Origin of the sequence: Vogesella sp. LIG4, assembly GCF_900090205.1 — a bacterium.
GTDB lineage: Bacteria > Pseudomonadota > Gammaproteobacteria > Burkholderiales > Chromobacteriaceae > Vogesella.
Genome location: NZ_LT607802.1, coordinates 767008 through 780149 on the forward strand (window position 1 = coordinate 767008; position 13142 = coordinate 780149).

Below are 13142 nucleotides of genomic sequence, written 5' to 3' on the forward strand. Positions count from 1 at the left end.
AGCCTTATTCTACGAAGCTACCACCAGCAGCTTCGACAGCAGCCTTGGCACCAGCAGTGGCAGCAACGCCACGCAGGGTAAAGGCACGGTCTACGCCACCAGACAGGATCAGCTTGGCACCCAGCGATTGCGCCGGAACCAGGCCAGCCTGCTTCAGAGTCAGCAGATCCACTTCCACAACCGGCAGCAGAGCCAGTTCGGACAGACGTACTTCAGCCACGGCACCTGCGGTCAGCGACTTGAAGCCGCGTTTCGGCAGACGACGCTGCAGCGGCATTTGACCGCCTTCGAAGCCTACTTTGTGGAAACCACCTGCACGGCTCTTCTGACCCTTGTGGCCGCGACCACAAGTCTTGCCCAGACCGCTGCCAATGCCGCGGCCAACACGGCGCTTGGCATGCTTGGAGCCGGCACCAGGCTTAATGGTATTCAGCAACATTTCTCAGCCCTCGAATTTAACCAGGTAGCTGATCTTGTTGATCATGCCACGGTTAGCCGGAGTGTCGATTACCTCGACAGTCTGATTCAGCTTCTTCAGGCCCAGGCCGCGCGCGCAGGCACGGTGGGACTCGATGCGGCCAATCAGGCTCTTAACCAGCGTTACTTTGATGGTCTTGGTATCACTCATGGTCAGCCCCCAGGATCTGCTCAACGGTCAGACCACGCTTGGCAGCGATCTGCGACGGAGTGCAGATCTTGCTCAGGCCGTCCAGGGTTGCACGCACCACGTTGTACGGGTTGGTGGAACCATGGATCTTGGCGGACACGTTGTGTACACCCAGTGCTTCGAAAACAGCGCGCATCGGACCACCGGCTTTAACACCGGCACCTTCCTTAGCGGGCTGCATGAATACGGTGGTAGCGCCATGGACACCAACCACTGCATGATGCAGCGTGCCGTTTTTCAGCGGAACTTTGAACATGTTGCGGCGAGCCTGCTCCATACCTTTTTGTACGGCAGCCGGCACTTCCTTGGAACGGCCCTTACCCATGCCGATACCACCATCGCCATCACCAACAACGGTCAGAGCCGAGAAGGCCATGATGCGACCGCCCTTCACCACTTTGGTGACGCGGTTTACACCGATCATTTTCTCGATCAGACCGTCGCCACGATCTTCGATCTCGTGCTTAGCCATTCTTAACTCCGATTAGAATACAAGACCGTTTTCGCGGGCTGCATCAGCCAGGGCCTTGATACGACCATGGTACTTGAAGCCGGAACGATCAAAGGCAACCTGGCTAACACCTGCTGCCTTGGCCTTTTCGGCAATTGCTTTGCCTACGATAGCTGCAGCAGCGGTATTGCCACCATTCGATGCTTGACCGCGCAGACCGGCTTCCAGGCTGGAAGCGCTAGCCAGAACACGGCTGCCAGTTTCATCGATGACCTGAGCGTAAATGTGGCCATTAGTGCGATGAACGCACAGACGAGCCATCTTGAGCTCCGCAATACGAGCACGGGTTTTGCGTGCACGACGGAGTCGAGTCTGTTTCTTGTCCATTTCAGTGCCTCAATTACTTCTTCTTGGTCTCTTTCAGAACCACAACCTCGTCCACATAGCGAACGCCCTTGCCTTTGTACGGCTCCGGCGAACGGTAAGCGCGGATTTCAGCTGCGACCTGGCCAACCTGCTGCTTGTCAGCACCTTTGATCAGGATCTCGGTCTGCGTCGGAGTTTCACACTTCACGCCAGCCGGCATCTTGTGCACGACCGGATGAGAGAAACCAAGCGAAAGGTTCAGCGCTTCGCCCTGTGCCTGAGCACGGTAGCCTACGCCAACCAGTTGCAGTTTCTTTTCGAAGCCTTTGCTAACGCCAGTCACCATGTTGTTCAGCAGGGCACGCAGGGTACCGGACATGGAACGGGCGAATTTGCTGTCGTTCTTGGCAGCAAACTGCAGCTGGTTGTCCACCAGCTTGACTTCTACTTCGCTGGACAGCGCGGTAGTCAGGGTGCCCAGTGCGCCTTTAACGGTCACATCGGAAACGCCAAACTTAACTTCCACGCCAGCGGGGATAACCACGGGGTTTTTAGCTACGCGAGACATATCAACCCTCCGATTAAGCCACTACGCACAGCAGCTCACCGCCGATACCGGCAGCACGCGCTTTGCGGTCAGTCATCACACCACGGGAGGTCGAAACGATAGCCACACCCAGGCCGTTCATTACTTTCGGGATCTCGGTAGAACCCTTGTAAACGCGCAGGCCAGGACGGGATACACGCTCGATACGCTCGATAACCGGGCGACCCACGTAGTACTTCAGTTCGACTTCCAGAACCGGCTTCTTGTCTTCGCCAGTTACCGAGAAGCTCTCGATGTAGCCTTCATCCTTCAGAACCTGAGCGATAGCCACTTTCAGCTTCGACGACGGCATAGCCACGGAAGCTTTGTTGGCGCGCTGGCCGTTACGGATGCGAGTCAGCATATCGGAGATAGGATCTTGCATGCTCATTCTGTATCTCCTATTACCAGCTGGCTTTAACTACACCCGGGATCTCGCCTTTCATGGCGATTTCACGGAGTTTGTTACGGGCCAGACCGAATTTGCGGAACACGCCACGCGGACGACCGGTCAGGGCGCAACGACGACGCTGACGTACCGGGCTGGCATTGCGCGGCAGTTGCTGCAGCTTCAGGCGAGCAGCAAAGCGTTCTTCGTCGGACAAATTCGAATTGTTGATGATGGCGAGAAGTTCTTCGCGCTTGGCAGCGTACTTAGCCACGAGCTTCGCGCGCTTCTCTTCGCGATTGATCAGTGCAAGAGTAGCCATGTGCTTAGCCCTTAAACGGGAATTTGAACGCAGCCAGCAGAGCGCGGGCTTCTTCGTCAGTCTTCGCGGAAGTGGTGATGGTAATGTTCATACCACGCAGAGCATCGATCTTGTCGTACTCGATTTCCGGGAAAATGATCTGTTCTTTAACGCCCATGTTGTAGTTGCCACGGCCGTCGAAAGACTTGCCAGACACACCACGGAAGTCACGCACACGCGGCAGAGCGATGGTCACCAGGCGATCCAGGAACTCATACATACGCTCGCGACGCAGGGTAACTTTGCAGCCAACCGGGTAGTTATCACGAATCTTGAAGCCAGCGATGGACTTGCGGGCAGCGGTCACAACCGGTTTCTGACCTGCAATCTTCTCCAGGTCGCCAACGGCGTGTTCCATTACCTTCTTGTCGGCAACAGCTTCACCAACACCCATGTTCAGAGTGATCTTCTCGATGCGCGGCACTTCCATTACGGACTTGTAGCCGAACTGCTTGATCAGATCAGGAACAACGGTGCTTTTGTAGAAATCATACAAACGTGCCATTTTTGCTCCTTACGCGCCCACGATTTCGCCGGTGGACTTGAAGATGCGCACTTTCTTGCCATCTTCCAGCACCTTGAAGCCAACGCGGTCAGCTTTCTGAGTGGCGGCATTGAAGATTGCAATATTGGACACGTCCAGCGGCATGGTCTTTTCAACGATGCCACCAGCGATACCACGCACCGGGTTCGGCTTCTGATGCTTCTTGGCGATGTTCACGCCTTCAACTACCAGCTTGCCTTCGAGAACACGCAGAACGGTGCCACGCTTGCCTTTATCTTTGCCAGCGATTACGACTACTTCGTCGCCTTTACGAATCTTACGCACTGTTCTTCTCCTTACAGAACTTCAGGAGCCAGCGACACGATCTTCATGAAGCGCTCGGTACGCAGTTCACGCGTAACAGGCCCGAAGATACGAGTGCCGATCGGCTCAAGCTTGTTGTTGAGCAGAACTGCGGCGTTGTTGTCAAACTTGATCAGGGAGCCGTCAGCACGACGAACACCCTTGGCGGTGCGCACAACTACGGCGTTGTACACATCACCTTTTTTGACACGACCACGCGGTGCTGCATCCTTGATGCTCACCTTGATGATGTCACCCACGCCGGCGTAGCGACGCTTGGAGCCGCCCAACACCTTGATGCACATTACGTAACGCGCACCAGTGTTGTCTGCAACATCCAAAATGGACTGCATTTGAATCATGTGATTACCTTTCTATCCAACTTAATTCCGCCTCTTTCCTTCCCAAAGATGAAGGAAACGCCGCAAAAAAATTTGCGGCGTGTCTAGCGGCCAGTCTTGGACCCCGTCAGGGATGATTTCGAGGGAACCCTCGAAAACAACCATTATACAGAGGGGGAGCCCCCTCTGCAAGCCTTACGCTTGACGAGCCTTCTCGACAAGCGCAGTTACTGCCCAAGCCTTGGTTTTGGAAACCGGACGAGTTTCGCTGATGACAACTACGTCACCAACGTTGTACTCGTTGTTTTCGTCATGGGCATGGAACTTCTTGGAACGACGGATAATTTTACCGTAGATCGGGTGCTTAACCTTGCGCTCGACCAGGACGGTTACGGTCTTATCCATCTTGTCGCTGACAACCTTGCCGGTCAGCGTACGAGCCATTTTAGTTTCGCTCATCTTAAGCAGCCTTCTCTTTCAGAACGGTGCGAACACGCGCGATTTCACGACGCACACGCTTCAGCTCGCTGGTTTTAGCCAGCTGCTGGGTTGCGTGCTGCATGCGCAGCGCAAATTGAGCCTTCAGCAGACCGAGCAGCTCGGCCTTCAGCTCATCTACGCTCTTGGCTTTCAGTTCAGTCGCTTTCATTACTGACCCACCTGTTTAGTCACGAACACCGTCGGAATCGGCAGCTTGGCAGCAGCCAGACGGAAGGCTTCACGAGCAAGCTCTTCAGCCACGCCATCCATCTCGTACAACATTTTGCCCGGCTGGATTTCGGCCACGTAGAATTCCGGAGAACCCTTACCCCCACCCATACGAACTTCTGCAGGCTTGGAAGTGATCGGCTTGTCCGGGAATACACGGATCCAAATGCGACCGCCACGCTTGATGTGACGAGTCATTGCACGACGGGCGGCTTCGATCTGACGAGCAGTCAGACGACCACGGCCAACGGCCTTGAGGCCGAAATCGCCGAAGCTTACCTTGTTGCCACGAGTAGCCAGACCGGTGTTACGGCCTTTGTGCTGTTTGCGGTACTTGAGTCTAGTTGGCTGCAGCATTTCGAGCTCCTGCCTTACGCGGTTTCTTCTCAGGTGCTACCGGCGCAGCCTGAACCTGACCAGGCTTAACGTCACCCTTGTACACCCATACCTTGATACCGATCACACCGTAGGTGGTGTGAGCTTCGGAAGTTGCGTAGTCAACATCTGCACGCAGAGTGTGCAGCGGTACGCGGCCTTCGCGGTACCACTCGCTACGCGCGATATCGATACCATTCAGACGACCGGAGCTCATGATCTTGATACCTTGGGCGCCCATGCGCATGGCGTTCTGCATGGAACGCTTCATGGCGCGACGGAACATCACACGCTTCTCCAGCTGGGAAGCGATGCCGTCAGCGATAATCTGGGCGTCAACTTCCGGCTTGCGGATTTCTTCGATGTTCACGTGAACCGGCACGCCCATGCGAGCTTGCAGTTCTTTCTTCAGAACTTCGATATCCTCACCCTTCTTGCCAATCACCACACCCGGACGGGCGCTGTGAATGGTAATGCGGGCAGATTTAGCCGGACGCTCGATCACCACGCGACCAACGGATGCGTGAGACAGTTTCTTCTTCAGAAACTCGCGAACTTCGATATCTTGCTTCAGCTGGCCGGCAAAATCCTGGGAGTTTGCAAACCACTTGGAAGCCCAATTTTTGGTTACTGCCAGACGGAAACCCGTCGGATGAATCTTCTGACCCATAGCTTACCCCTTAGTTGCCCACGCTCAGCGTGATGTGGCAGGTCTGCTTCTCGATACGGTTACCGCGGCCTTTAGCGCGAGCGGTAAAGCGCTTGAGGCTCGGGCCCTTGTCCACGTAGATGCTGGTCACTTTCAGCGTATCGATATCCGCGCCTTCGTTGTGCTCAGCGTTGGCGATAGCGGACTCCAATACCTTCTTGACGATGGCAGCACCCTTCTTCGGGCTGAAGGTCAGAATGTTCAGTGCCTGACCAACGGACTGACCGCGGATCAGATCTGCAACCAGGCGGCACTTCTGTGCCGAAAGGCGTGCATTGTTCAGTTGTGCAGAAACTTTCATCGCATCACCTTATTTCTTCTTGGCCTTCTTATCAGCCGCATGGCCTTTGAAGGTACGAGTCAGCGAAAACTCACCGAGCTTGTGACCAACCATGTTCTCGGACACGTACACCGGTACATGGGTACGGCCATTGTGAACAGCGATAGTCAGACCAATGAAGTCCGGCAGAATGGTGGAGCGGCGAGACCAGGTCTTGATCGGGCGCTTGTCGTTTGTTGCACGCACCGCATCCACTTTCTTCAGCAGGTGGAGATCAACAAACGGGCCTTTTTTAAGCGAACGTGCCATTACTCATTACCCTTTATTTGTGAAAGCGACGGCGTACGATCATGTTGTCGGTACGCTTGTTGCGACGGGTACGGAAGCCCTTAGTCGGGGTACCCCATGGGCTGACAGGCACGCGACCTTCGCCAGTACGGCCTTCACCACCACCGTGCGGGTGATCCACCGGGTTCATGGCAGTACCACGAACGGTCGGACGGATACCGCGCCAGCGATTGGCACCGGCTTTACCGATCTTGCGCAGGCTGTGTTCTTCGTTACCTACTTCGCCAACGGTGGCGCGGCAGTCAACGTGTACCTTGCGGATTTCACCAGAGCGCAGACGCAGCTGGGCGTAAACGCCTTCGCGAGCCAGCAGCATGGCGGAAGAACCAGCGGAACGCGCCAGCTGAGCACCTTTACCCGGCTGCAGTTCGATGCAGTGGATAGTGGTACCAACCGGGATGTTGCGGATCGGCAGGGCGTTACCAGCCTTGATCGGGGCTTCCGCACCGGACAGCAGCTCGGCGCCAGCCTTCACACCGCGCGGAGCGATGATGTAGCGACGCTCGCCGTCGGCGTAGCACAGCAGAGCAATGTGAGCGGTACGGTTCGGATCGTATTCGATGCGCTCCACGGTCGCCGGGATAGCATCCTTGTTGCGACGGAAGTCAACGATACGATAGTGTTTCTTGTGACCACCACCCATGTGACGGGTAGTGATGTGACCGTTGTTGTTACGGCCAGCGGTAGAGGTTTTCTTCTCTACCAGAGCTGCGAACGGCGCGCCTTTATGCAGATCCGGGTTTACAACCTTCACTACAGCGCGGCGACCAGCAGATGTCGGCTTAACTTTTACGAGAGCCATGCTCTATCTCCTTACTCCGCAACGGCCGGGGTGGCAGTCAGGTCAAGTTCTTGACCCGGAACCAGGCTTACATAAGCCTTTTTCCAGTCCTTGCGGCGGCCAACGAAACGGCCGAAACGCTTGGTCTTGCCCTTAACATTGACAGTGGAAACACCTTCAACTTTTACGTTGAACAGCATTTCAACGGCAGCCTTGATTTCCGGCTTGGTCGCATCGGTAGCAACACGGAAAGCAACCTGCTGATGCTTTTCAGCGATCATGGTGCTTTTCTCGGATACGATCGGCGCCAGAATTACTTGCAGCAAACGTTCCTGGTTCATGCCCATTGCTCCTCGAGTTGCTTCACGGCATCACGGGTGATGATCACCTTATTGAAGCGAACCAGGCTGAACGGATCAGCTTGCTGTGCCTCAATAACCAGCACGTTCGGCAGGTTACGGGAAGAGAGATAGAGGTTTTCGTCGAGCTCTTTGGTAATGATCAGAGCGCGATCCAGACCCAGCGACTTAACCTTGGCCGCAAACTCTTTGGTCTTCGGCGAGGCAACGGTCAGTTCGTCAACCACTACCAGACGCTCGTCGCGAACCAGCTGCGACAGGATGGTAGCCATACCGGCGCGGTATTGCTTACGGTTAACTTTCTGGGTGAAGTTTTCGTCCGGCTTGTTCGGGAAGGTGCGACCACCACCACGCCACAGCGGGGAAGAAGTCATACCAGCACGAGCGCGGCCAGTACCTTTCTGACGGAAAGGCTTTTTGGTCGAATGCTTAACTTCGGCACGAGTCAGCTGTGCACGGTTGGCGCTACGAGCATTGGCCAGGAAGGCGGTAACCACCTGGTGAACCAGTGCTTCGTTGTAGTCGCGTGCAAACAGTGCTTCGGAAGCCTGCAGGGCTTCAACCTGCTGCCCTTGAGCATTGATTACTTTCAATTCCATTATGCACCTGCCTTCACGCTAGGACGCACTACCACGTCACCGTTCTTGGCACCCGGCACTGCGCCTTTGACCAGAATCAGTTGACGTTCCGCATCGATACGAACCACTTCCAGGCACTGAACAGTGCTCTTCACGTTGCCGTATTGACCAGCCATGCGCTTACCCGGGAATACACGACCCGGATCTTGCGCCATACCGATGGAACCCGGCGAATTGTGGGAAACGGAGTTACCGTGCGATGCGCGGTTAGACGAGAAGTTGTGGCGCTTGATGGCACCCGAGAAACCTTTACCCTTGGAGGTACCGGTTACGTCTACCAGCTGACCAACCTGGAAAACTTCAACGGACAGCTTGTCACCCACGTTCAGGGATGCCAGTTGATCGGCGGACAGGACGAACTCGCGCATAGTGCGAGCAGCCTCGATACCAGCCTTGGCAAAATGACCAGCTTCAGCCTTGTTTACACGATTGGCTTTACGGGAACCAGCTGCAACCTGTACGGCGGTGTAGCCGTCGGTTTCAGCATTTTTAATTTGCGATACGCGGTTAGCGGACATGTCCAGCACAGTTACCGGAACGGAAGCACCGTCTTCGGTAAAAATGCGGGTCATGCCGACTTTGCGACCGACCAGACCTAAAGTCATGTTTATTTCCTTTACAGGCGCCGATTACGATTGACCGGCTTGCTCAAAAGAAAAGCGGACTCATCAAAATGATGAGTCCGCGACTGTATCACAGAAAATTCAATGCATGCAAGCACTTAGCCTGCACACATCGATTATCCGCAATTACTGCAGCTTGATTTCCACATCCACGCCAGCCGGCAGGTCCAGCTTCATCAGCGCGTCAACGGTCTTGTCGGTAGGATCGACAATGTCCATCAGGCGCAGGTGAGTACGGATTTCCAGCTGATCACGGGAAGTTTTGTTCACGTGCGGGGAACGCAGCACGTTGAAACGCTCGATCTTGGTCGGCAGCGGAACCGGGCCTTTAACTACGGCGCCGGTACGCTTGGCGGTTTCAACGATTTCCTGAGCGGAACGGTCGATCAGGTTGTAATCGAACGCTTTCAGGCGGATACGGATTTTCTGGCTAGACATAAATTTTCCGATCCTTAAGCGATGATCTTGGCAACCACACCGGCGCCAACAGTACGGCCACCTTCGCGGATCGCGAAACGCAGACCATCTTCCATAGCGATCGGAGCGATCAGTTCTACGGTGATTTCCACGTTGTCACCCGGCATTACCATTTCCACGCCTTCGGCCAGCGTAATTGCGCCGGTCACGTCGGTAGTACGGAAGTAGAACTGCGGGCGGTAGTTCGCGAAGAACGGGGTGTGACGACCGCCTTCATCCTTGCTCAGTACGTATACCGAAGCCTGGAACTTGGTGTGCGGGGTGATGGAACCCGGCTTGGCCAGAACCTGACCACGCTCTACATCTTCACGCTTGGTACCACGCAGCAGCACGCCTACGTTGTCGCCAGCCTGACCCTGGTCCAGCAGCTTGCGGAACATTTCCACGCCGGTGCAGGTGGTCTTAACGGTGGCCTTCAGACCAACGATTTCCAGTTCTTCACCAACTTTAACGATACCGCGCTCTACACGACCGGTAACCACGGTGCCGCGGCCGGAGATGGAGAATACGTCTTCGATCGGCAGCAGGAACGGCTTGTCGATGGCACGCTCCGGAGTCGGGATGTAGGAATCCAGTGCGTCAGCCAGACGGAAGATGGCCGGCTCGCCGTATTCGGACTGATCGCCTTCCAGCGCCAGACGAGCGGAACCGATCACGATCGGGGTATCGTCGCCCGGGAAGTCGTAGGAAGACAGCAGATCGCGCACTTCCATTTCCACCAGTTCCAGCAGCTCAGCGTCGTCCACCAGGTCGGCCTTGTTCAGGAACACGATGATGTACGGAACGCCAACCTGACGGGACAGCAGGATGTGTTCGCGGGTTTGCGGCATCGGACCGTCAGCGGCCGAGCACACCAGGATAGCGCCGTCCATCTGGGCAGCACCGGTAATCATGTTCTTAACGTAGTCGGCGTGACCCGGGCAGTCTACGTGAGCGTAGTGGCGAGCCTCGGTTTCGTATTCTACGTGCGCGGTGTTAATGGTAATACCGCGGGCTTTTTCTTCCGGCGCGCTGTCGATCTGGGAGTAGTCTTTAGCTTCGCCACCGAACTTCTTGGACAGAATGGTGGTGATAGCAGCGGTCAGAGTGGTTTTACCATGGTCAACGTGACCGATGGTGCCGACGTTTACGTGCGGTTTATTCCGCTCAAACTTTTCTTTTGCCATTTTGCAAAAATCCTTAATTAAAGAACAAACAGTGTGAAGGTTGGCCGCATGCGGCCAACCTCGTCGCGCAGATTACTTACGCGCCGCCATTACAGCGTCAGCGATATGTCGCGGTGCTTCAGAGTAGTGCTTGAACTCCATGGAGTAGGTAGCACGACCCTGGGTTGCGGAACGCAGGTCGGTGGAGTAACCGAACATTTCGGACAGCGGCACCTCAGCGCGGATCTTCTTGCCACCCACGCCATCGTCGTCCATGCCCTGAACGATGCCACGACGACGGTTCAGGTCGCCCATTACATCGCCCATGTACTCTTCCGGGGTTTCCACTTCAACGGCCATCATCGGCTCGAGGATGCACGGACCAGCACGGCGCATGGCTTCTTTGAAAGCCAGGGAACCAGCCAGTTCGAACGCGATCTGCGAGGAGTCAACGTCGTGGTAGGAACCGAAGGTCAGACGAACAGTAACGTCCACCACCGGGTAGCCAGCCAGAATGCCGTTATTCAGCGAGTTACGGATACCCTTATCAACGGAAGGAATGAATTCACGAGGAATTACACCACCTTTGATCTCGTCGATGAACTTGTAGCCATTACCTTCGCCGGACGGTTCCAGAGTGATCGTACAATCACCGTACTGGCCCTTACCACCGGACTGCTTGGCATGCTTACCCTGCACGTCAGCAACCGTTTTGGTGATGGTTTCGCGGTAGGCAACCTGCGGTGCACCCACGTTGGCCTCAACACCGAATTCACGACGCATACGGTCAACCAGAATCTCCAGGTGCAGTTCGCCCATACCGGAAATAATGGTCTGTGCCGATTCTTCATCGGTACGCACGCGGAAGGACGGATCTTCCTTGGCCAGGCGGTTCAGGGCAACACCCATCTTCTCCTGGTCAGCCTTGGTTTTCGGCTCAACGGCAACGTGAATCACCGGCTCCGGGAATACCATGCGTTCCAGAATAATCGGAGCGTCAACCGCGCACAGGGTTTCACCGGTGGTCACTTCTTTCAGACCAATACCCGCAGCGATGTCGCCGGCGCGTACTTCGGTGATTTCCTGACGGTCGTTAGCGTGCATCTGCACGATACGGCCCATGCGCTCTTTCTTGCCCTTCACCGAGTTCAGCAGGGTGTCGCCAGAATTCACCACACCGGAGTAAACGCGGAAGAAGGTCAGCTGACCTACATACGGGTCGTTCATCAGCTTGAATGCCAGCGCGGAGAACGGAGCTTCGTCGGAAGCTTCGCGAACGGCAGCAGAACCGTCTTCGTTCTCGCCCGGTACCGGCGGCACGTCCAGCGGGCTCGGCAGCAGCTCAACAACCGCGTCCAGCATGCGCTGTACGCCTTTGTTCTTGAACGCGGAACCACACAGCATCGGCTGGATTTCGCAACGGAGGGTACGCTGACGCAGACCGCTGACGATTTCTTCTTCCGTCAGGGTTTCGCCTTCCAGGTACTTGTTCATGGTCTCTTCGTCGACTTCCGCCGCCGCTTCAACCATTTTCTCGCGCCACTCTTCCGCTACTGCAACCAGGTCAGCCGGGATATCGCCGTACTCGAATTTCATGCCTTGGGAAGCTTCGTCCCAAATGATGGCCTTCATCTTCAGCAGGTCAACAACACCCTCGAAACCATCTTCAGCACCGATAGGCACAACGATAGGTACCGGGTTGCCACGCAGACGGGTTTTAACCTGTTCTACGGCACGGAAGAAGTTGGCACCCTGACGGTCCATCTTGTTCACGAAGGCGATACGCGGAACCTTGTACTTGTTAGCCTGACGCCATACGGTTTCAGACTGCGGCTGTACACCACCTACCGCGCAGTACACCATTACCGCACCGTCCAGTACGCGCATGGAACGCTCCACCTCAATGGTGAAGTCCACGTGACCCGGGGTGTCGATGATGTTGAAGCGGTGCTCCGGGAACTGCATGCCCATACCTTTCCAGAAGGTAGTGGTAGCAGCGGAGGTAATGGTGATACCACGCTCCTGTTCCTGTTCCATCCAGTCCATGGTGGCGGCGCCATCGTGAACTTCACCGATCTTATGGTTTACACCGGTGTAGAACAGAATACGTTCGGTAGTAGTGGTCTTACCAGCATCAATGTGCGCAGAAATACCGATATTACGGTAGCGCTCAATGGGGGTCTTTCTAGCCATGGCCAGAATCCTTTCGCAGGACTGAGATTAGAAGCGGAAGTGGGAGAAGGCCTTGTTGGCTTCTGCCATACGGTGCACTTCGTCACGCTTCTTCATGGCGCCGCCACGGCCTTCGGCCGCGTCGATCAGTTCGCCGGCCAGGCGCAGGTCCATGGATTTCTCACCGCGCTTGCGAGCTGCGTCACGCAGCCAGCGCATTGCCAGAGCCAGTCGGCGGGACGGGCGTACTTCAACAGGAACTTGATAGTTTGCACCACCTACACGGCGGCTTTTCACTTCAACGATCGGCTTGGCATTGGAGATAGCGGTGTTGAACACTTCGATAGCGTTCTTGCCGGTTTTCTTCTCGATTTGTGCGAGAGCGCCGTAGATGATGCGTTCGGCAACAGACTTCTTGCCGTCGATCATTACAACGTTCATGAACTTGGTCAGATCCTGGCTACCAAATTTCGGATCCGGCAGGATGTCGCGCTTGGGCACTTCTCTGCGTCGTGGCATG

General features: G+C 55.7%; 24 protein-coding genes. All 24 read right to left on the reverse strand.

The window, feature by feature from the left end:
• Positions 1-4: 4 nt before the first annotated feature.
• Entirely contained in the window at positions 5-439 is a 435-nt protein-coding gene (gene rplO, locus PSELUDRAFT_RS03590; RefSeq protein WP_088965547.1) for a 50S ribosomal protein L15, read from the reverse strand.
• A 3-nt stretch (positions 440-442) separates the two neighbouring features.
• Complete coding sequence (rpmD, locus tag PSELUDRAFT_RS03595; protein WP_088965548.1) at positions 443-628, reverse strand: 50S ribosomal protein L30; 186 nt, start codon at positions 626-628, stop codon at positions 443-445.
• Positions 621-1139 carry a 30S ribosomal protein S5 gene (gene rpsE, locus PSELUDRAFT_RS03600; protein ID WP_088965549.1) on the reverse strand — a complete coding sequence of 173 codons (519 nt, stop codon included), beginning with the start codon at positions 1137-1139 and terminating at the stop codon, positions 621-623. The genes rpmD and rpsE overlap by 8 nt, the downstream gene beginning before the upstream one ends.
• A gap of 12 nt (positions 1140-1151) precedes the next feature.
• Entirely contained in the window at positions 1152-1505 is a 354-nt protein-coding gene (rplR, locus tag PSELUDRAFT_RS03605) for a 50S ribosomal protein L18 (RefSeq protein ID WP_088965550.1), read from the reverse strand.
• Between the two features lie 13 nt (positions 1506-1518).
• The gene (rplF, locus tag PSELUDRAFT_RS03610; protein WP_088965551.1) at positions 1519-2052 is read right to left on the reverse strand and encodes a 50S ribosomal protein L6; all 534 of its coding nucleotides are present in this window, start codon (positions 2050-2052) and stop codon (positions 1519-1521) included.
• 13 nt (positions 2053-2065) lie between these two features.
• Positions 2066-2461, reverse strand: a complete 396-nt coding sequence (gene rpsH / locus PSELUDRAFT_RS03615; RefSeq protein WP_088965552.1) for a 30S ribosomal protein S8 — start codon at positions 2459-2461, stop codon at positions 2066-2068.
• A gap of 13 nt (positions 2462-2474) precedes the next feature.
• Entirely contained in the window at positions 2475-2780 is a 306-nt protein-coding gene (gene rpsN / locus PSELUDRAFT_RS03620) for a 30S ribosomal protein S14 (RefSeq protein WP_088965553.1), read from the reverse strand.
• Between the two features lie 4 nt (positions 2781-2784).
• Entirely contained in the window at positions 2785-3324 is a 540-nt protein-coding gene (rplE, locus tag PSELUDRAFT_RS03625; protein ID WP_088965554.1) for a 50S ribosomal protein L5, read from the reverse strand.
• 9 nt (positions 3325-3333) lie between these two features.
• The gene (gene rplX / locus PSELUDRAFT_RS03630; protein WP_088965555.1) at positions 3334-3648 is read right to left on the reverse strand and encodes a 50S ribosomal protein L24; all 315 of its coding nucleotides are present in this window, start codon (positions 3646-3648) and stop codon (positions 3334-3336) included.
• Positions 3649-3659: 11 nt separating this feature from the next.
• Positions 3660-4028 carry a 50S ribosomal protein L14 gene (rplN, locus tag PSELUDRAFT_RS03635; protein WP_088965556.1) on the reverse strand — a complete coding sequence of 123 codons (369 nt, stop codon included), beginning with the start codon at positions 4026-4028 and terminating at the stop codon, positions 3660-3662.
• A gap of 174 nt (positions 4029-4202) precedes the next feature.
• The gene (gene rpsQ / locus PSELUDRAFT_RS03640; RefSeq protein ID WP_088965557.1) at positions 4203-4466 is read right to left on the reverse strand and encodes a 30S ribosomal protein S17; all 264 of its coding nucleotides are present in this window, start codon (positions 4464-4466) and stop codon (positions 4203-4205) included.
• Position 4467: 1 nt separating this feature from the next.
• Complete coding sequence (rpmC, locus tag PSELUDRAFT_RS03645) at positions 4468-4656, reverse strand: 50S ribosomal protein L29 (protein ID WP_088965558.1); 189 nt, start codon at positions 4654-4656, stop codon at positions 4468-4470.
• A complete protein-coding gene (rplP, locus tag PSELUDRAFT_RS03650; protein ID WP_088965559.1) occupies positions 4656-5072 on the reverse strand; it encodes a 50S ribosomal protein L16 in 417 nt (138 codons plus the stop codon). Before rplP ends, rpmC begins: the two co-directional genes overlap by 1 nt.
• A complete protein-coding gene (gene rpsC, locus PSELUDRAFT_RS03655) occupies positions 5056-5760 on the reverse strand; it encodes a 30S ribosomal protein S3 (protein ID WP_088965560.1) in 705 nt (234 codons plus the stop codon). Before rpsC ends, rplP begins: the two co-directional genes overlap by 17 nt.
• A gap of 10 nt (positions 5761-5770) precedes the next feature.
• Positions 5771-6100, reverse strand: a complete 330-nt coding sequence (rplV, locus tag PSELUDRAFT_RS03660) for a 50S ribosomal protein L22 (protein WP_088965561.1) — start codon at positions 6098-6100, stop codon at positions 5771-5773.
• A 9-nt stretch (positions 6101-6109) separates the two neighbouring features.
• The gene (gene rpsS / locus PSELUDRAFT_RS03665; RefSeq protein ID WP_017507372.1) at positions 6110-6388 is read right to left on the reverse strand and encodes a 30S ribosomal protein S19; all 279 of its coding nucleotides are present in this window, start codon (positions 6386-6388) and stop codon (positions 6110-6112) included.
• 13 nt (positions 6389-6401) lie between these two features.
• The gene (gene rplB / locus PSELUDRAFT_RS03670) at positions 6402-7229 is read right to left on the reverse strand and encodes a 50S ribosomal protein L2 (protein ID WP_088965562.1); all 828 of its coding nucleotides are present in this window, start codon (positions 7227-7229) and stop codon (positions 6402-6404) included.
• 11 nt (positions 7230-7240) lie between these two features.
• The gene (gene rplW / locus PSELUDRAFT_RS03675; protein ID WP_088968373.1) at positions 7241-7549 is read right to left on the reverse strand and encodes a 50S ribosomal protein L23; all 309 of its coding nucleotides are present in this window, start codon (positions 7547-7549) and stop codon (positions 7241-7243) included.
• Entirely contained in the window at positions 7546-8166 is a 621-nt protein-coding gene (rplD, locus tag PSELUDRAFT_RS03680; protein ID WP_088965563.1) for a 50S ribosomal protein L4, read from the reverse strand. The genes rplW and rplD overlap by 4 nt, the downstream gene beginning before the upstream one ends.
• A complete protein-coding gene (gene rplC, locus PSELUDRAFT_RS03685; RefSeq protein WP_088965564.1) occupies positions 8166-8810 on the reverse strand; it encodes a 50S ribosomal protein L3 in 645 nt (214 codons plus the stop codon). The genes rplD and rplC overlap by 1 nt, the downstream gene beginning before the upstream one ends.
• A gap of 144 nt (positions 8811-8954) precedes the next feature.
• A complete protein-coding gene (gene rpsJ, locus PSELUDRAFT_RS03690) occupies positions 8955-9266 on the reverse strand; it encodes a 30S ribosomal protein S10 (protein ID WP_011137734.1) in 312 nt (103 codons plus the stop codon).
• Positions 9267-9280: 14 nt separating this feature from the next.
• Complete coding sequence (gene tuf, locus PSELUDRAFT_RS03695; protein WP_088965565.1) at positions 9281-10471, reverse strand: elongation factor Tu; 1191 nt, start codon at positions 10469-10471, stop codon at positions 9281-9283.
• A 72-nt stretch (positions 10472-10543) separates the two neighbouring features.
• Positions 10544-12643: an elongation factor G gene (fusA, locus tag PSELUDRAFT_RS03700; RefSeq protein WP_088965566.1), complete on the reverse strand. Its 2100-nt coding sequence runs from the start codon at positions 12641-12643 to the stop codon at positions 10544-10546.
• Positions 12644-12670: 27 nt separating this feature from the next.
• Complete coding sequence (gene rpsG, locus PSELUDRAFT_RS03705; RefSeq protein ID WP_088965567.1) at positions 12671-13141, reverse strand: 30S ribosomal protein S7; 471 nt, start codon at positions 13139-13141, stop codon at positions 12671-12673.
• Position 13142: the final 1 nt, after the last annotated feature.